Origin of the sequence: Telluria beijingensis (assembly GCF_030770395.1) — a bacterium.
GTDB classification, from domain to species: Bacteria; Pseudomonadota; Gammaproteobacteria; order Burkholderiales; family Burkholderiaceae_D; genus Telluria; species Telluria beijingensis.
In genome coordinates, this window is record NZ_CP132480.1 from 2,483,857 (window position 1) to 2,500,448 (window position 16,592).

The 16,592-nt window shown below is 67.1% G+C and carries 16 protein-coding genes and 1 tRNA gene; 12 read left to right on the forward strand and 5 right to left on the reverse strand.

Annotated features, from left to right (window positions below):
• Positions 1 to 3 precede the first annotated feature (3 nt).
• Genes fdhE through Q9246_RS11060 form a run of 4 tightly spaced genes read left to right on the forward strand, consistent with a single transcriptional unit; the run spans position 4 to position 4,847 of the window.
• On the forward strand, positions 4 to 1,023 hold the full coding sequence (fdhE, locus tag Q9246_RS11045; RefSeq protein ID WP_306397593.1) for a formate dehydrogenase accessory protein FdhE: 1,020 nt from the start codon (positions 4 to 6) through the stop codon (positions 1,021 to 1,023).
• 2 nt (positions 1,024 to 1,025) lie between these two features.
• Entirely contained in the window at positions 1,026 to 2,477 is a 1,452-nt protein-coding gene (selA, locus tag Q9246_RS11050; protein ID WP_306397594.1) for an L-seryl-tRNA(Sec) selenium transferase, read from the forward strand.
• Positions 2,478 to 2,496: 19 nt separating this feature from the next.
• Positions 2,497 to 4,416 carry a selenocysteine-specific translation elongation factor gene (gene selB, locus Q9246_RS11055; protein ID WP_306397595.1) on the forward strand — a complete coding sequence of 640 codons (1,920 nt, stop codon included), beginning with the start codon at positions 2,497 to 2,499 and terminating at the stop codon, positions 4,414 to 4,416.
• Between the two features lie 11 nt (positions 4,417 to 4,427).
• Positions 4,428 to 4,847 carry a hypothetical protein gene (locus Q9246_RS11060; RefSeq protein ID WP_306397596.1) on the forward strand — a complete coding sequence of 140 codons (420 nt, stop codon included), beginning with the start codon at positions 4,428 to 4,430 and terminating at the stop codon, positions 4,845 to 4,847.
• Here Q9246_RS11060 and Q9246_RS11065 read toward each other — a convergent pair.
• Positions 4,821 to 5,405, reverse strand: a complete 585-nt coding sequence (locus tag Q9246_RS11065; protein ID WP_306397597.1) for a PEP-CTERM sorting domain-containing protein — start codon at positions 5,403 to 5,405, stop codon at positions 4,821 to 4,823. The genes Q9246_RS11060 and Q9246_RS11065 overlap by 27 nt on opposite strands.
• A 29-nt stretch (positions 5,406 to 5,434) precedes the next feature.
• A complete protein-coding gene (locus Q9246_RS11070; protein ID WP_306397598.1) occupies positions 5,435 to 7,678 on the reverse strand; it encodes a phosphocholine-specific phospholipase C in 2,244 nt (747 codons plus the stop codon).
• A 178-nt stretch (positions 7,679 to 7,856) separates the two neighbouring features.
• Between Q9246_RS11070 and udk the strand changes: the two genes are divergently transcribed.
• The 4 genes from udk to Q9246_RS11090 all read left to right on the forward strand — a co-directional run bounded on the left by udk (position 7,857) and on the right by Q9246_RS11090 (position 9,508).
• On the forward strand, positions 7,857 to 8,543 hold the full coding sequence (gene udk / locus Q9246_RS11075; RefSeq protein ID WP_306397599.1) for a uridine kinase: 687 nt from the start codon (positions 7,857 to 7,859) through the stop codon (positions 8,541 to 8,543).
• A gap of 14 nt (positions 8,544 to 8,557) precedes the next feature.
• Positions 8,558 to 8,653: transfer RNA gene (locus Q9246_RS11080), tRNA-Sec, on the forward strand.
• Positions 8,654 to 8,678: 25 nt separating this feature from the next.
• Entirely contained in the window at positions 8,679 to 9,125 is a 447-nt protein-coding gene (locus Q9246_RS11085) for a glycine cleavage system protein H (protein WP_306397600.1), read from the forward strand.
• On the forward strand, positions 9,122 to 9,508 hold the full coding sequence (locus Q9246_RS11090) for a DsrE family protein (RefSeq protein WP_306397601.1): 387 nt from the start codon (positions 9,122 to 9,124) through the stop codon (positions 9,506 to 9,508). The genes Q9246_RS11085 and Q9246_RS11090 overlap by 4 nt, the downstream gene beginning before the upstream one ends.
• Here the strand turns inward: Q9246_RS11090 and map are convergent.
• The 3 genes from map to Q9246_RS11105 form a co-directional block, all read right to left on the reverse strand.
• Positions 9,505 to 10,281: a type I methionyl aminopeptidase gene (gene map / locus Q9246_RS11095; protein WP_306397602.1), complete on the reverse strand. Its 777-nt coding sequence runs from the start codon at positions 10,279 to 10,281 to the stop codon at positions 9,505 to 9,507. The two genes, Q9246_RS11090 and map, sit on opposite strands and share 4 nt — an antisense overlap.
• Positions 10,278 to 10,490 carry a ParD-like family protein gene (locus tag Q9246_RS11100; protein WP_306397603.1) on the reverse strand — a complete coding sequence of 71 codons (213 nt, stop codon included), beginning with the start codon at positions 10,488 to 10,490 and terminating at the stop codon, positions 10,278 to 10,280. The genes map and Q9246_RS11100 overlap by 4 nt, the downstream gene beginning before the upstream one ends.
• 129 nt (positions 10,491 to 10,619) lie before the next feature.
• Entirely contained in the window at positions 10,620 to 13,844 is a 3,225-nt protein-coding gene (locus Q9246_RS11105; protein WP_306397604.1) for a di-heme oxidoredictase family protein, read from the reverse strand.
• 305 nt (positions 13,845 to 14,149) lie between these two features.
• Between Q9246_RS11105 and Q9246_RS11110 the strand changes: the two genes are divergently transcribed.
• From Q9246_RS11110 to Q9246_RS11125, 4 genes are all read left to right on the forward strand, one after another.
• Positions 14,150 to 14,506, forward strand: a complete 357-nt coding sequence (locus tag Q9246_RS11110; RefSeq protein WP_306397605.1) for a DUF2946 family protein — start codon at positions 14,150 to 14,152, stop codon at positions 14,504 to 14,506.
• Positions 14,507 to 14,609: 103 nt separating this feature from the next.
• The gene (locus tag Q9246_RS11115) at positions 14,610 to 15,233 is read left to right on the forward strand and encodes an SCO family protein (RefSeq protein WP_306397606.1); all 624 of its coding nucleotides are present in this window, start codon (positions 14,610 to 14,612) and stop codon (positions 15,231 to 15,233) included.
• 27 nt (positions 15,234 to 15,260) lie between these two features.
• Positions 15,261 to 15,734, forward strand: a complete 474-nt coding sequence (locus Q9246_RS11120; protein ID WP_306397607.1) for a copper chaperone PCu(A)C — start codon at positions 15,261 to 15,263, stop codon at positions 15,732 to 15,734.
• Between the two features lie 154 nt (positions 15,735 to 15,888).
• Positions 15,889 to 16,542, forward strand: a complete 654-nt coding sequence (locus tag Q9246_RS11125; protein WP_306397608.1) for a hypothetical protein — start codon at positions 15,889 to 15,891, stop codon at positions 16,540 to 16,542.
• Positions 16,543 to 16,592 lie beyond the last annotated feature (50 nt).

Here is a 16,592-nt window from a genome sequence, read left to right on the forward strand (position 1 = left end):
TCCATGAGTGTTTCCAAAGCAACACCGCTGCTCAGCCCGGAAGAAATCGCGGTCCGGTCCGGGCAGCAGATGCCCTACCTGCACTTGCCAAGCAGGGCAGAGCTGTTCGCCACCCGTGAAACCCGCCTGCGCGAGCTGGCGGCCGGGCATGCGATGCGCGACTTCCTGCTGTTCGCCGCCGAACTGGCGCACGTACAGCATGAAGTCCTGCAGGACTATCCCGACGTGGCGCTGCCCAGCGCCGACGACCTGCTGGCCGCCGGCCGCGCCGCCCAGGCGCCGCTGCCGGCGCCGCTGTGGCCGCGTGACCCGGCCTGGCGTGGGGCCTTGCGCCGCATGCTGGAGCTGATGGTCCCGCGCCTCGCGGGCAGCCCGGCCCAGGCCGCGGTGCAGGCCTTGCTGGCTCAGGACGATGCCCATCTCGAAGGCCAGGCCGAACTGCTGCTGCAAGGCGCGGCCGGCCTGGACATGAGTGCGGCGCCGCTGGTGGCGGCCGGCCTGCAGGTCTACTGGACGCATATGGTGCTGGCCGTGCAGCAGGCCCACGGCGCGGCGCGCCAGGAACCGTTCGGGCGCACGCTCGATGCGACCTTGTGCCCGTGCTGCGGCAGCCTGCCGACGTCCTCCGTCACGCGGCTGGACGCCAGCGGCAGCAACTTCCGCTACCTGAATTGCGCGCTGTGCTCGACGCAGTGGCATATGGTGCGGGTCAAGTGCAGCCACTGCCAGAGCACCAAGGGCATCCACTACCACTCGCTGCAGGCGGTGGCCACCGATGGCGCGACCGAGGATACGGCGCAGGCATCGGTGCAGGCCGAAACCTGCGACGAGTGCGGCCACTACCTCAAGATCGTGCGCATGGAGAGGGATCTCCACGTCGATCCGGTGGCGGACGACGTGGCGACCCTGACCCTGGACATCCTGGTGTCCGAGGCCGGCTTCCAGCCGCATGGCGTCAACCTGCTGCTGCTCACGGGCGGCGAAGAAGACCCTGTGGATCCCGAACCAGCAAGGAGTAGTTGACCATGTCGCTGACCGAGTCCGTGGTCCACGGCTCGAAGGCGACAGTCAAGGATCTGCCTTCGATCGATAAACTGCTGCGCCTGCCATCCGTGCAGGCGCTGGTTTCCAGTCATGGCCACACGGTGGTCGCGACCCAAGCGCGCGCGCAAGTCGACGGCTTGCGCGCGCAGGCCCTGGCCGGCGCGCTCTCTTCGAGCGCGCTGCTGCCGGAGGCGCTCGCCCAGGCCCTGGCCGGGCGTGTCGCCGAACGCCTGGCGCCGCGCCTGCGCCGGGTGATCAACCTGACCGGAACGGTCATCCATACCAATCTCGGACGCGCTGTATTGCCGCAGGCGGCGATCGACCACCTGGTCGCGATGATGGCTGGCCCGAACAACCTCGAATACGACCTTGCCAGCGGCGCGCGGGGCGATCGCGACAGCATCGTCGAAGGGCTGCTGTGCGAGATCACCGGCGCCGAAGCCGCGACCGTGGTCAACAACAATGCCGCCGCCGTGCTGCTGTCGCTGGCCGCCCTGGGCGGCGGGCGCGAGGCGATCGTCTCGCGCGGCGAACTGGTCGAAATCGGCGGCGCTTTCCGCATGCCGGACGTGATGGCCAGCGCCGGCGCCCACATGGTCGAAGTCGGCACCACCAACCGCACCCATTTGGCAGACTACGAGCGCGCCATCAACGAGCGCACCGCGCTCCTGATGAAGGTCCACACCAGCAATTATGCGGTGCAGGGCTTCACCAGCGCGGTGTCGGAAGCCGAACTGGCGCCGCTGGCGAGGGCGCGCGGCGTGGCGCTGGTCAGCGACCTCGGTAGCGGTTCGTTGATCGACATGGGCAAGTATGGACTGCCGCAGGAGCCGACGCCGCAGCAGATGCTGGCGGCCGGCTGCGACGTGGTCACCTTCTCGGGCGACAAGCTGCTGGGCGGGCCGCAGGCCGGCCTGATCGTCGGCTCGAAGGAGTTCGTCACGCGCATCCGCAAATTCCCGATGAAGCGCGCGTTGCGCCTGTCGAAGCTGCCGCTGGCGGCGCTGGAGGCGACCTTGCGGCTGTACCTGCAGCCCGAATTGCTGGTGCGCGAGCTGCCGACCCTGCGCTGGCTGACCCGCGGCCAGGAGCAGGTGGCGGCGAACGCCCAGGCCCTGCTCGAGCCGCTGCGCGCGGCGCTGGCGCCGCGTTATACGGTGAGCCTGGAATCGATGCTGAGCCAGATCGGCTCCGGCTCGCTGCCGATCGATCGCCTGCCGTCGAGCGGACTGGCGATTGCCCCCGCCTTGGCCGGCAAGCGCGGCGTCGGCACGGCGCTCGATGCGCTGTCCGAGGCGCTGCGCGGCTTGCCGCTGCCGATGATCGGCCGCATCGCGGACGACCGCCTGCTGCTCGATTGCCGCTGCATCGACGACCCGCTCGAACTGCTGGGGCAACTGGCTGCGCTGCGCGCGGCGCTGATCCAGGACTGAACCCTATGAAGGACTTTGCATGATCGTCGGCACCGCCGGACACATCGACCACGGCAAGACGGCGCTGGTGCGGGCACTGACCGGCATCGACGCCGACCGCCTGCCCGAGGAAAAAAAGCGCGGCATCACGATCGAACTGGGTTACGCCTGGATGCCGCTCGAGGATGGCGGCCGGATCGGCTTCGTCGACGTGCCGGGCCACGAAAAACTGGTGCGCACCATGGTGGCCGGCGCCAGCGGCATCGACTTCGGGCTGCTGCTGATCGCGGCAGACGACGGGCCGATGCCGCAGACCATCGAGCATGCGACCATCCTGTCGCTGCTTGGCGTGCGGCGGGGCGCTGCCGTGATCACCAAGATCGACCGGGTCGACGAGGATCGCCTGCGTGAAACCGGAGCGCAGGTTCGCGCCTTGCTGGCCAGCGTGGGGCTCGATGATTATCCTGTGCTGGAAGTGTCCAGCGTGCGTGGCGACGGCATCGAGGCGCTGCGCGCGCGGTTGGTGCAGGCGCTGCATGCGGCGCCGGTCGGTGGCGTGGCTGGTGCCGGATTCCGCATGGGCCTGGACCGCGCATTTACCCTGGACGGCGTGGGCACCGTGGTCGCGGGCAGCGTTTCGGCCGGCAAGGTCGCCATCGGCGACGGCCTGGCCCTGGCCGGCGCACCGGACAAGGTGTATCGGGTGCGCAGCCTGCAAGTGCATAGTCGCGCCGCGCAAGAGGCGCATGCCGGCCAGCGCTGCGCGGTCGGGCTGGCGGGACTGGAACGCAGCGACGACTTGCGTGGCCAGGTGTTGTGCGATCCGGCCATCGCATTGACCACTCAACGTATCGACGTCTGGCTACAGGTCGCCTCGACCGAAGAGCGCGCGCTGCGGTCGGGCACCCTGGTACACCTGCATGCCGCGACCCAGGATTGCCTGGCGACGGTGGCCGTGCTGGGCCAGCCCTCGATCGCACCGGGCGCCGCGGCGCCGGCCCAACTGGTGCTGCACAAACCGGCCAATGTCTGGCACGGCGACCGTTTCATCCTGCGCGACGCGTCGGCGATCCGCACCGTCGCCGGCGGTTCGGTGCTCGATCCCCTGGGCCCGGTGCGCTACCGACAGACGCCGGAACGCCTGGCCTATCTGGACACCCAGCGCGCCGACGATCCGCTGGTCCGCCTGCTCGGCGCGCTGGCGCAGGCGCAGTACGGCGTCAACGGCGCGACCTGGCTGCGTAGCGCCGGGCTGGCGAGCTGGCCGTTCGATCTTGCCGGCGTGCCGGACATCGTGGTCGGCGCCGGCGGCGAATGGCTGGTGTCGCGCGCCCGCCTGCAAGAAAACGAGGCCGGACTGTTGCAGGCGCTCGGCGACTTCCATGCGAAAAATCCCGACGAGATCGGCCCCGACCTGCTGCGCGCGCGCCGCCTGGCCGCACCGCGCATGCCCGAAGCCTTATGGCTGCAGCTGACCGACCACATGATCGCGGCGGGCAGCATCGCGCGTCGCAACGGCTTCCTGCACTTGCCCGAGCACGGCGTGGCCTTGCGCGCGGCGGAGCAGGTGGTAGCCGAACACGCCTTGCCGAAATTGCTGGACGGGCGCTTCGATCCGCCCTGGGTGCGCGACATCGCCCAGACCGCGCGCCTGCCCGAAGTCCAGGTGCGCCAGGTGCTGGGCCGCATGGCGCGCGGCGGCGACGTCTACCAGGTGGTGAAGGACTTGTTCTACCATCCTGCGGTGATGCAGGAGGCCGCAGACATTGTCCGCCGGCTGGCGCGCGAAGATGCCAAGGGAGAAGTCACGGCGGCGCGGTTCCGCGACGAGACCGGGCTGGGACGCAAGCGCGCGATCCAGATCCTCGAGTTCTTCGACCGGATCGGCTTCTTGCGGCGGGTCGGCGACGTGCACCTGCTGCGGCCGGGAACCATGCTGTTTCCTGAAACTACAGACTAATGAGGTCGCCGATGCAGATGAAAGCGATGTTCGCGTTCGCCGCAGCCGCACTAATCATGAGTGGCGGCGCATCGGCCTGCCAGGACACAGTCCCGAAGGTGGCGGTTCACTTTGCCGTCGGCGAACAGGCGCCGGAGCGCGTGGAGGCAGCCATCACCAACCCGGTCGAGAAGCTGCTTGCCGACGTGCCCAGGCGGGGCGATCTCTATTCAAGCACCAGCCATGGCGTTGTCGATATCGAGCTGCACTTCGATGGCGGCGCGACCGAGCGCGACCTGGCCGCCGTCAAGGCGCGTCTCGACGGCTGGCGCTCGGACAAGGGAATCGACGTGATATCGACCAGGATCACTCTCACCACGGCCTGCTTGAGCAAGTGGCCGTGGAGTGGCGAAGTCCGACCGGGGTCAATGCCCCGGCCGACGACGCCGTAGCGTGCCGACAACGCCGATCCCGGCAAGCATCAGCGCCAGCGAACCCGGTTCGGGCACCTGCGCCGGGCTCTCGAAGGTGAAATCGTCCATCGCGTAGCTGGCCTGGAAACCGGTGGACACGACCACGGTGTCGATCGCGCTGTTCCACCCCGCGTCCAGGAAGGCAGGCGCCTCGGCCAGCATGAGTTCGGCCGACGTTGCGACCAGTTGGCCCTGGAAATACAGGTCGAAACGCACGCTGCTGTCGCCATAGCCGGAGAACCAGGCGCCGTTGAAGACGGTCGGCGCCAGGAAGCGGATGGTGCTGGCGACCGGTCCGCCGTCGATCCAGTCGGTCGTGACACGTCCATGGCCGGAGCGGGGCGTGAACGGATACTGCTCGCTGGTGATGACGTTCAGGCCCGACTTCGACCAGTCCAGCCCACCGTAGTTGCCGGGTACGGCGGCGATGTCGTCAGGGCCGACGATATCGTCGAAATTCAGCACGGCGGCCGATGCGAACGAAGAAAACAGCGCGATGGCGGCGCTGAAGGCGATGTTGCGGATGATGGAATGCATGGAAATCCTCATGTGGTGTCAGGTGATGGCTAGATGCGGCCCAACGCCGGGTCGCTGACCGTGTGCCGTCCGGTTTCGACGCGGCCGGCAAAGCGTCGCAGGTAGTCGGGCTGGCCGGAGACCGTGGCGCTGACGTCGTACCAGTAGTCATTGCCGGCGACGGGAATGCGCACGCTTGACTCGGAACGTGGCGCCAGCGTGAACTGCTGGCGCAGCGCCGCATAGGCATTCGCGGCCAGGTTGACGGTGCAGGGCGCCGCGCCGGCGTTCACCAGTCGCAGCACCAGTTCGCCGGTGGTGGCGTCGCAGCGTACCTGGATGTCGGGACGCGGCTGGCCGGCCGCCACGGCGCGCAAGGCGCTGCCGGTGAAATGGCGGTGGTAGCCGTTCGGGCCCAGCACCCACAGGTCGTAGGCGCCGCCGATCGCAGGCGTCCACACGTCCGACAGCGACTTGCCCGCTTCGACAGTGTAGCGGCGCGGGATCGCGGCCAGGTTCTTGCGGTCGTAGACGTGGAACACGGCGCCCTGGCGGCCGGTATTGATGAAGTTCAGCGCAACCCGCGCGGCGGCCATCGTGGCGCCGGGCTGCACTTCGCAGATGGTCGCCAGCTCATACGGCAACGCGCGCGATGGCCGTGTGCCGACTGCCTGCACCGGCAGTTGCGGCGCCGCCGGCGGCGTCACTTGCGGCAGGCGCTGCTGGGCCGCGCGCAGGGCGTCGGCCTCGCTCTTGTTCCTGCGGCCCTTCAGCACTGGCAGGGTTTCAGAATTGGGTGTGGCGAAGTTGAAGGCGCTGGTCAGGTCGCCGCACACCGCGCGGCGGAAGGCGCTGATGTTCGGTTCGCGCACGCCGAAGCGCGCTTCCAGGAAACGCAGCACCGAGGTGTGGTCGAACACCTGCGAATTGACCCAGCCGCCGCGGCTCCACGGCGAGATCACATACATCGGCACCCGCGGGCCGGGGCCGTAGACGCGACCATCCGGGGCCGGCTGCTTGGTGCTGCCGGCCGGCTTCGGGTGCGTGAAGTATTCGGCGGACAGGTCGCCAGGCGCAAGCGTCGTCTTGCCGGCATGGCCGCCCTTGCCGTCGGGCGAAGGCGCGGAAGGCGAGGGCACGTGGTCGAAATAGCCGTCGTTCTCGTCGAAGTTGACGATCAAAACGGTTTTGCTCCAGACCTCGGGATGGGCGGTCAGCGCGTCCAGCACCTCTTGCAGGAACCAGGCGCCTTGCACCGGGCTCGATGGGCCGGGATGTTCGCAGTAGATCGACGGCGCGTTCATCCACGAGACCTGCGGCAGCTTGCCTTCGCGGACGTCGCGCCTGAAGGCATCCAGGTACTGTTCGGGGCGGGTGCCGGGCAGGGTGTTGGCGATGCCCTTGTACAGCGGATTGTTCGGGTTGTCGGTCGCCGCGTCGTAGGCCTTGTAGGGCACGGCCTGGCCGGTGCTGGTGTACGGGGTGTTAGGGGAGCCTCCACTCGAGACCGGATAGCCCGACGCGATATTGGCGCGCTTGAACTGGCGGAAGGCGCCCAGCATATTGTCGCCCCATTCGTCCGGCATGTTCTGGTAGCTGATCCAGCTGACGCCCGCCGCCTCCAGGCGTTCGGCATACGTGGTCCAGGTATAGCCGGTGTTGACGCCGCCGGGCAGGCCGTCGATCGCATCCCATTCGTTGGTGACGAAGGCCGTGCCGGTCGGGACCGCGCCATTAGTCCCGGTCAGGAAGAACGAGCGGTTCGCGTCGGTGCCGGTGTGCATCGCGCAGTGATAGGCGTCGCACACGGTGAAGGCATTGGCCAGCGCGAACGGGAATGGAATCTCGTTCTCCTTGAAGTAACCCATCGAGATGGTGTTCTTGTAACGCGGCCACTGGTCCATGCGGCCGTTGTCCCACGCCAGCTGGCTGTCGAGCCAATCGTGCGGCGTACCGTTGGCGCGCTGGGCGTTGCCCTTGCTGCCGTCGAGGTGGAATGGCAGGACGACATTGCCGTTCGCGAGGCGCTGTTGCCATACGGTGCGGCCTTCCGGCAGCGGGATCGGGAAGCGGTCGCCGAAGCCGCGCACGCCGGCGAGCGTGCCGAAATAATGGTCGAAGGCGCGGTTCTCTTGCATCAGGATCACCACGTGCTCGACGTCGCGTATGGTGCCGGTCGCATTGTTGGCAGGGATGGCGAGGGCGCGCTGGATGGAGGGAGGAAAGGCGGCGTAGGTGGCGGCGGCGATGCCGGCGCGGGCACTATTGCTCAGGAATTTGCGGCGTGAAGTCATGACCTTGGTCCGAAATGGTGATTGCGAATGTGCAACTAAAGTTGCTGTCACTTGTTGCCTCGCCGCTAAGGCTTGCAACATCGCCAAGGTAAGCCGGACGTGTGACGATGTAATGACAACCTTGCAGTGCATACGTGTCACCCTGTTGGTTCTGCCGCCGCTCCGGTATCATGCGAAGATGAATCAGATTCCTTTTCAACCCTTTGTCATCGGCGTCGCCGGTGGCAGCGGCAGTGGCAAGTCCACCGTGACCCAGCAGGTACTGGCGTCCTTCGGCACCGAGATGGTCTCGGTCGTCATGCAGGACGACTACTACCGCGACCAGACCCACCTCACCCTCGAACAGCGGCGCGAGCAGAACTACGACCATCCCGACGCCTTCGACTGGCCTTTGCTGGTCGAGCACGTGCGCGCCTTGCGCAACGGCGAAGCGATCGCCATGCCGATCTACGACTTCACGGTATCCAACCGGACCGACCAGACGATTGCCGTCAAGCCCGCCCCGGTGATCGTGATCGAGGGCCTGTTCGCCCTGTACGATGCCGACCTGCGCGACCTGATGTCGCTCAGGATCTTCGTCGACACCGCGCCCGACGTGCGCTTCATCCGCCGCCTGCAGCGCGACGTGGCCGAACGCGGGCGTTCGCTGGACAGCATCGTCGGCCAGTACCTCGACACCGTGCGTCCGATGCACAAGCAATTCATCGAGCCGACCCGCCGCATGGCCGATGTCATCCTCCCGCATGGCGCCAACGGTCCGGCGATCGACGTCATCACCACCAAGGTGGCGAGCGTGCTCGGCCAGCGCCAGCTGCTCGACCGCCGTTCCAGCCCGCCACTGGATGGAATGGCCGCCACGCGTTAAAATGCAGGCTCGTCGGAAGGAAATCGTCCCTGGTGGGGCGGCTGGGCTTCAAACCCAGTTGGTGGCGCCATGCGTCGCCGGGTGGGTTCGACTCCCGCATCCTTCCGCCATGCCGTTTCTTCCCCAAACCTGATCATGCTCATCCTCGGCTTCGATTATCCGGACGACTGCCATTTCGACCTCGAGCACGATATGTGGTGCCGCGACCTGGGCGATGGCCGCATCCAGGTCGGCGTCAGCGCCTTCGGCGTGAAAATCAGCGGTAACTATTTCTACATGTGCCGTCCGAAATCGGTCGGCACCGAGCTCGAACAGGGCAAGACCATGGGCGTCGTCGAGCTGAGCAAGACCGTGGTGACGATCAAGACACCGGTATCCGGCACCGTGGTCGAAGTCAACGGCGCGCTCGAAGACAAGCCCGAACTCATCCACCAGGATCCGTATGGCGCCGGCTGGATCGCCGTGATCCAGGCCAGTAACTGGAAACAGGATAGCGCGCGCCTGGCGCACGGCGCGCTGCTCGCCGAACAGGCCGAGCGCCGCATGCGGCTCGAGCCGATCGACGACTGGATCAAGCCATGAGCGAGCCTGAGCGCGGGCTGGTCATCCTGGTCTGGTCGTGCGACTTGACGCGTCCGGAATTGCTGGCGACGCCGTTCATGACTGCGCAGGCCGCGGCGGCGCTCGATATGCGTGTAAAAATGCTGTTTTCCAGCCAGTCGGTGCAATGGCTGCTGGCGCAGAACAGCGGTCTGCTAACTGGCTTCGGGGAAGAACGCTGGCCTATCTCGCGGCACCTCGACGCCAGCGCCGAACTGGGCATCGAGATCCGCGCCTGCACCCAGGCCCTGCACGCCAGCGGCATGGACCGCAGCACGCTGGCGCCGCAGTGTGCCGGCGTCGAAGGCATGGTGTCGTTCGTCGAGCAGGGCAGCGCACCCGGCTGGCGGATGCTGGTGTTCTAGGCGGCGCGCAGCATCGCGTGTTCTTCCGGGCGGAGCGTCAGCACCGACACCCCGCTCGCCGTCACCGCCACCGTATGCTCGAACTGCGCCGACAGCGAACCGTCGCGCGTCACCACCGTCCAGCCATCGTCCTCCGTCCGCACGCTGCGCCCGCCGCGATTGAGCATCGGCTCGATCGTGAACACCATGCCTTCGCGTAGCTTCAGGCCGGCGCCCTTGGACCCGAAGTGCAGCACCTGCGGTTCTTCGTGCATTTCGCGGCCGATGCCGTGGCCGCAGTATTCGCGCACCACCGAATAGCCATTGCGCTTGGCGTGGCGCTCGATCGCCCAGCCGACGTCGCCCAGGGTGGCGCCGGGCCGCACTGCGCGGATGCCCTTCCACATCGCCTCATACGTGGTCTGGACCAATCTGCGGGCGCCGAGGTCGACCGCGCCGACCAGGTAGGTCTTGCTGGAATCGGCGATATAGCCGTTCTTCTCGAGCGTGATGTCTAAGTTGACGATGTCGCCGTCCTCCAGCACCTCGTCCTTCGACGGCACGCCGTGGCAAACCACGTGGTTGATCGACGAATTGAGCACGAAGCCATAGTCGTACTGGCCCTTGCTGGCCGGGCGCGCTGCGAGTTCGTCGACGATGTAGCGCTCGACGAGGGTGTCCACCTCGAGCGTCGTCATGCCGGCCAGGTCCAGGCGGTCGAGCATGCCGAACACGCAGGCCAGCAGGCGCCCCGACTCGGCCATCAGCGCCAGTTCGTGCGGCTGCTTCGTCATGCCGCGCTCAGGACCAGGGGCGGGGCCGACACGCCGGCGGCGGCCAGTTCGCGCTGGACGATCTCGTTGAAGCTGAGCGTGGGATTGGTCTCGCACAGCATGCCGATCTTGATCCAGAACGCGGCTTGCGCATTGATCGAGCGGCATGAGACCTTGGTGGCGAGGCGCACCTGGTCGTGCAGCTCGTCTTCGATATTGACGATGCCCATGGTATTTTCTCCGTATATGAATCGTATATGGAGAGTATATGATCCGTAGTGAGGTGGCAAGCCGGCCGGACAAAAAAATGGCGCCGGGATGCGATCCCGGCGCCATCGCTACATACCGCTCAAATCAGATCAGAGCGATCGCAGGAACGCCAGCAACGCCTCACGCTCCGCCGTCGCCAGCTTCTCGAAGCGCTGGCGCGCGGCGGCCGCTTCGCCGTCGTGCCACATCACGGCTTCGGTCAGGCTGCGCGCGCGGCCGTCATGCAGGTAGCCGACCTTGCCGTCCTTGCCCATCACCTTCTCGGTATAGCCGATGCCCCACAGCGGCGCGGTGCGCCACATGCTGCCCGTGGCCTGGCCTTCGCCGTAGCCGTCGGCCAGCCCCGGACCCATATCGTGCAGCAGCAGGTCGGTGTAAGGACGGATGGTCTGGTCGCGCAGTTCCGCGAACAGGTGGTTCGAGCCGGTCTTCATCGAGGCCGTGTGGCAGGCCACGCAGCGCATCGCTTCGAACAGCTTGGCGCCTGCCGCCACCTGGCGGGTGTCGACGCGATGCTCGTCGAGCGGCGCCACGCCTTTCGGGAAGCCGCTCTCCAGGCTGCGCTGGGCCGGCACCGCGAGCAGGGCCAGGTAGTTCGTGATCGACTGCAGGTCGGCTTCCGAAATGCCTTTCTGCTTCGGCGCCGTGGCGCAACCGGCCGGATTGGCGTCGCAGCTGCGGTTCGGGTAGACCGGCGACGCCACCGCCATGTCCTGCAGCAGTGCGATCGCGCTCTGGTGGCGCAGCGACGCCTTCGACGCCTTCCAGCCGAAGCGGCCCAGGCGCACCGCGCCGCTTTCCGGATCGTAGACGAAGTTGGCGGTGCCGCGCACGCCGTCCTGGTCGGGACTGGTGCGGGCGCGCGCCAGGATGTCGGCTTCCGGCACCGCTTCCAGCAGGCCGACGCCGAGCATCGGCTGGGCCGCGCGCAGCGAGACGGTGTCCGGGACCGGGCCGTCGAAGGCGATCTTCGGTTTGCGCAGCTCGACCCGGGTGCCGTCGGCGAGCACGGCCACGCGGGTGTCGAAGCCCGTCACGCGCACATTGGTGCCCCAGTTCTGCGGCGTGCCGTCGGTCGACAGGGCGTTCATGTGGACCGTCGTGCCATAGGTCGGGTGCGGTATCTGCTGGCCGTTGGCGCCAGTGCTGGCGACGCGCACCGCCATGCCGTCCAGGCGCTGGTTGATCGCCGCCGGGGCCGGGCTGCGGCCGTTGTTGGTGTGGCAGGCGATACAGGTCGAGGCGTTGAAATGCTGGCCCTGCAGGCCGATCGCGGCATCGTAGCGGTCGTTGCCCGGTTCGTTGTGGCGGCCGGTGCTGAAGTTGGTGTGCAACAGGCGGCGGCCCTCGACGAAGCGCTGCATGTTCTGCATGCCGACATGGTTGTGCGGCTGCTGGAACATGTACTGGCCGTTGTCGCTGTAGTTGTACGACACCGAGCCGATGCCGCCGGCCAGCACGTCGTCGGGCAGCGGCATCGAGTTCAGGCGCGGCTGCACGCCATACCATGGACGCAGGCCGGTGCCCACCACATAGCTCCATTCCTGCGAGTAGTAGCGGATGCGGCCGTTATCGCCTTTCGACGCCAGCGAGGCCACGGTGGTGAAGTAGGATGGCGCGACCTCGATGACATCGCCTTTCACCAATGGCCGGGCTGGCACATTGCCGCCGTTCGGGAAGCCGTCGGAGCCCAGTTGGCGGTGCCCCGGATAGTCCTCGATCAGCATGGTGCAGCCGCCGTTGATGCCGGTCGGGTTGAACATGCGGCCATTCTGCGGATAGGGGGTTGGCTTGCAGATCGGCACGTTGTTGTCGACCAGGCGGCGGCCAGTCATCCAGCCGTAGCCGGTCGATTCCGGATTGTCGAAGCTGCGGAAGAACACCGCCCCACCCGGCAGGAAGTCGACCGTCGTGTACTCGTTGACGATCAGCCGCGGCTTGGTGACGCCGGCGACGCGGCTATCGTCGATGATCTCGATGCCCCAGGTGCGGTTCTTGAAGTACTGCGGCACGAAGGTCAGGTAGTCGCCCGGTCCCTTGTCTTGCGGCAGGCCGGTGGCGGGATTGATCGTCTCGTTGGGACCGAAGCCGATTTCGTTCCAGTCCTCGCCGCGCTCGCGCGCATGGCGCCCCAGGCCGCGGGCGCCGAAGCGCGTCACCAGGGTGCCGTCGGGAAGCGAGAACTGCAGTGTCTCGATCGCCTCGTTCGAGCCGGGCAGCGCGGTCCAGCCATTGCCGTTGGCCGGGTAGGGCAGGGCCGAGGTCGGGTTCTCGGGCATGGTGTTATCGCTGCCCGGGCTCTTGAATTCGACTTCGAACAGCGAGTAGCCGTATTGCGAGGCGCGCTCCACGCCCTGCAGGCGCACGAAGCGCGTCACCGTGTTCAGGTTGAAGAATTCCTCGACGCCGCCCTGGCCGTTGCCGACGTGGCGCAGCTGGGTCCATTCCTGGCCGTCGTTCGAGGTCAGGAGGGTGTATTGCTTGCCGTACGAGGCTTCCCAGTTCAGCTTGATGTAGCCGAGCGCGGTGCGCTGGCCGAAGTCGAACTGGATCCAGGCGCCGTTTTCCGCCTGGCTGGACCAGCGCGTGCCCGGCTTGCCGTCGATCGCCATGCCGGCCGCCATGCTGCCGTTTTCCGGCGTCGACGAGGTGGCCGCGAGCGGCTTGATGGCCACGCCCGGCTTGGTCGGGTCGCCCGGCACCGGGTCCGGATCGGGCACGGGGTCGGGATCGGGGCCAGGCGCCGCCGGGGTGCCGGTGAAGGCCTGGATCTCGAGGATCGAATAGCCGTACTGGCCGGCGCGCTTGATGCCCTGCATGCGCAGGTAACGGCCCTGGCCGTTCAGGCCAGTCAGGTCCTCGACGCCGCCCTGGCTGTCGTCGACCTTCTTGATCGTCTTCCACTCGCTGCCGTCTTCCGACACCTGCAGCAGGTAGCTGCTGGCGTGCGCGTTTTCCCAGTCGATGCGCACGCGGGTGATGGTTTCGCTCCGGCCGAAGTCGAGCGCCAGGTACTCGTCGTCGGTGAAGCGACTGCCCCAGCGGGTGCCGGTATCGCCGTCGATCGCGGCCGGGCCGTCGAGGTCGCCGCGTTCGGCCGAGCTGGCCCAGGCTTTTTGTGGGGTGAGGGCGGTCTCGGTGTCGGCGAAGGCGCCGGCGACCGACCTGAACAGGCTCTTGCTGGCGCTTTCCATCTGGGCGACGGGCGATTGCCCATCGCCGCCGCCGCAACCGGCGAGCAGCAGGGTGAGCGCGAGCGGCAGGCCGGGCATGCGGAGGCGGCCTGAGAACTGCCCGCGAGGCAGTTGGTTCATGTGAAACTCCTTGATTGGATGTTGATCGGGTGGAGATCCTGCGCCGGCGGCAGCCGCCGTCCGCATGGCGCAAGTCCTGTTTTTCCGCGTGCCCTGAAGGCCGTGATCGAGTACCTTCCCCTTTGGATCAAGGGTGAATTGCTCTGTGGCAACTTTTAACGTTAAGATATCCGGCACGTCAATACGTGTCAAGCGTCCGCCGCATGCCGAACCACGTTTATCGCTGCTTATCTACGTTATGGGAGAGCAGTTGGATGCAGCTTGGCGTTGACGCCGGCGTGGGGCATCGCCAATAATCGAAGGTCATGCACATCCTGCGCACATCGTCGTTGCTGGTCCGCCTGGTCCTGGCCTGGTTCGTCCTGACCCTGGGCGCGGCCAGCGCTGCGCCAATGGTGCAGTCGGGCAGCATGGCGCTGGTATGCTCCGAGGGCGGCGTCAAGCTGGTCAAGGTCGACCGCGATGGCGGCGCCGTGCACGGCAAGGCGCATACGCTCGACTGTCCGCTGTGCCTTCCCGCCGCCTTGCCCTCCGCCGTCGCGGCGCCGCGCGAGCCCGTGCCGCAGCCTGCCGTGGGCGCGGCGCAGGTCGCCGTTGCCGCCCACCTTACCGCCAGCCCCGGCGCGCCATTGCCGCCGCGCGGGCCGCCTCATACCTCCTGATGCATGCGAGCCGGCCTGGCGCCGGCAATGTCTTTACGCGCGTGCGCGGCGACCCCTTGTTGGGCCGCGCCGGCACGTCGCGCGATCAACCAGGAGTAGCAAGATGAATCAAGAGATTCCAACCCGCCGCGTGTCCACCGCGCGCCGCGCCTTCGTCCTGTCCGGCGCGGCCATCGCCCTGGGCGCGCTGGCTGGCTGCAACATCGGCGGACCGGTCAGCTTCAATGGCACCGACATCACCGGCGCCGATTTCGGCCGCGATTTCCGCCTCAAGGATCCATCCGGCCAGGAACGCACGCTGGCCGACTTCAAGGACAAGGTGGTGCTGGTCTTCTTCGGTTTCACCCAGTGCCCGGACGTGTGCCCCACCGCGCTGGCGCGCGCCGCCGAGGTCAAGACCCTGCTCGGGCCGGACGGCGACCGCCTGCAGGTGCTGTTCGTCAGCGTCGACCCCGAGCGCGACACGCCCGAGGTGCTGGGTGCCTACACGGCAGCCTTCGACCCGACCTTCCTCGCCCTGTACGGCGACGCCGAGCGCCTGGCCGAGACCGCGAAGGAATTCAAGGTGATCTACCAGAAGGTGCCCACCGGCGATTCCTACACCATCGACCATACCTCGGTCACCTATGCCTTCGACACCGACGGCAAGCTGCGCCTGAAACTCTCGCACAGCCAGTCGGCAATCGAGTACGCTGCCGACGTGCGCAAGCTGCTGCATGCGGCCTGAGCCAGATCCATCCACCAGGAGAACACCATGAATCATTTCATCCGCACCTTCGCCGCGGCCGCCGTGCTGGCGGCGACCGCCGGTTCCGCCTTTGCCCAGGCCAACGTCAGCGTCAAGGACGCCTGGGTGCGCGCCACCGTGCCGCAGCAGAAGGCGACCGGCGCCTTCATGCAGTTGCAGGCGGCCAGCGACAGCAAATTCGTCTCAGCCAGCTCGCCGCTGACCCCGAACGTCGAGGTGCACGAGATGGCGATGCAGGGCGACGTCATGCGCATGCGCCAGGTGCAGTCGGTCGAGCTCCCTGCCGGCAAGACGGTCGAACTGAAACCCGGCGGCTACCACATCATGCTGATGAACCTGAAGGCCCAGGTGAAGGAGGGCGACACCGTGCCGTTCACCCTGGTGTTCGAGGGCAAGGATGGCAAGCGCGAGACGGTCGAGATCAAGGCGCCAGTCAAGGCGCTCAACAGCACCGCCAAGCCGGCGCACGCGGGGCACTAAGCCTCATCCCTGTGCGGACTTGACCGGAAAACAACAGGCGGCAGTTCGGTTTCCCGGCAAACCAATCGTGCGCATGGTTCCGCTTCGTACAATCGCGTGATTGCCGTAGGGCTCCCATCAGGAGCCGCGGCGCATTCATGCGAACGGAGCGGATATGTCACGAGCATCCTCACGGCTGCAGGTCGGCCACGGCGAATGGGCGCTGCTGGCGGCGCTTACCGCCTGCCTGCCGGCCAGCCTGCTGTTGCCGGCGGCCTGGTCGCGCGAAGGCGGTCCGCTCGAAAGCCTGCAGGTAGCGCTGCTGGTCATGGGGTGTGTGCTGGCCCTGTCCATGGCGCTGCGCGCTTGGCCATTCCGGGTGGCCAGGCTGGCGCTTTGGGTCGCGCCGGTCTGGCTGCTGTTGGCGGGGCGCGAGCTGAGCTGGGGCAGGGAGTGGCTCGGTAACCTGGTGTGGCTGCAGTTGCTGGCCCGGCCCGGCGCCATCGTGCTGCTGGCCTGGTTGCTATTCAGCGCCTGGCGCGACCGGATCGACGAACCGCTGCGCGCCGCGTTCGCGCGCCGCACGCCATGGCTAGGCCTGCTCGTGGTGCTTGGCGGTGCAATGGGGGCAACCTGTGCTGAGGGGCATATGTCGTGTCACTTGCCGATGGCCGAACCGCATGCGCAGCTTTTTGAAGAGTTGTCCGAACTGCTCGCCTACGGCGCTCTTTGCGTCATCCAGCATGTGGTTTTCCAGCAGCATGCGGCGCGCATCGCGGCATGGTCGAGCGCTCTGCCGGTCGAGGCCAAGGTCGAAGAAGCTGGTTAGCTATGGTGCCGATCCGGCAACTGGGACAATTTGCCCGTTTGTCCCTGGCC

Bases quoted from the DNA above. Each gene is read 5' to 3' on its own strand.
- fdhE (WP_306397593.1), top strand. From the start codon at position 4: ATGAGTGTTTCCAAAGCAACACCGCTGCTCAGCCCGGAAGAAATCGCG.
- selA (WP_306397594.1), top strand. From the start codon at position 1,026: ATGTCGCTGACCGAGTCCGTGGTCCACGGCTCGAAGGCGACAGTCAAG.
- selB (WP_306397595.1), top strand. From the start codon at position 2,497: ATGATCGTCGGCACCGCCGGACACATCGACCACGGCAAGACGGCGCTG.
- Q9246_RS11060 (WP_306397596.1), top strand. From the start codon at position 4,428: ATGCAGATGAAAGCGATGTTCGCGTTCGCCGCAGCCGCACTAATCATG.
- Q9246_RS11065 (WP_306397597.1), bottom strand. From the start codon at position 5,405: ATGCATTCCATCATCCGCAACATCGCCTTCAGCGCCGCCATCGCGCTG.
- Q9246_RS11070 (WP_306397598.1), bottom strand. From the start codon at position 7,678: ATGACTTCACGCCGCAAATTCCTGAGCAATAGTGCCCGCGCCGGCATC.
- udk (WP_306397599.1), top strand. From the start codon at position 7,857: ATGAATCAGATTCCTTTTCAACCCTTTGTCATCGGCGTCGCCGGTGGC.
- Q9246_RS11085 (WP_306397600.1), top strand. From the start codon at position 8,679: ATGCTCATCCTCGGCTTCGATTATCCGGACGACTGCCATTTCGACCTC.
- Q9246_RS11090 (WP_306397601.1), top strand. From the start codon at position 9,122: ATGAGCGAGCCTGAGCGCGGGCTGGTCATCCTGGTCTGGTCGTGCGAC.
- map (WP_306397602.1), bottom strand. From the start codon at position 10,281: ATGACGAAGCAGCCGCACGAACTGGCGCTGATGGCCGAGTCGGGGCGC.
- Q9246_RS11100 (WP_306397603.1), bottom strand. From the start codon at position 10,490: ATGGGCATCGTCAATATCGAAGACGAGCTGCACGACCAGGTGCGCCTC.
- Q9246_RS11105 (WP_306397604.1), bottom strand. From the start codon at position 13,844: ATGAACCAACTGCCTCGCGGGCAGTTCTCAGGCCGCCTCCGCATGCCC.
- Q9246_RS11110 (WP_306397605.1), top strand. From the start codon at position 14,150: ATGCACATCCTGCGCACATCGTCGTTGCTGGTCCGCCTGGTCCTGGCC.
- Q9246_RS11115 (WP_306397606.1), top strand. From the start codon at position 14,610: ATGAATCAAGAGATTCCAACCCGCCGCGTGTCCACCGCGCGCCGCGCC.
- Q9246_RS11120 (WP_306397607.1), top strand. From the start codon at position 15,261: ATGAATCATTTCATCCGCACCTTCGCCGCGGCCGCCGTGCTGGCGGCG.
- Q9246_RS11125 (WP_306397608.1), top strand. From the start codon at position 15,889: ATGTCACGAGCATCCTCACGGCTGCAGGTCGGCCACGGCGAATGGGCG.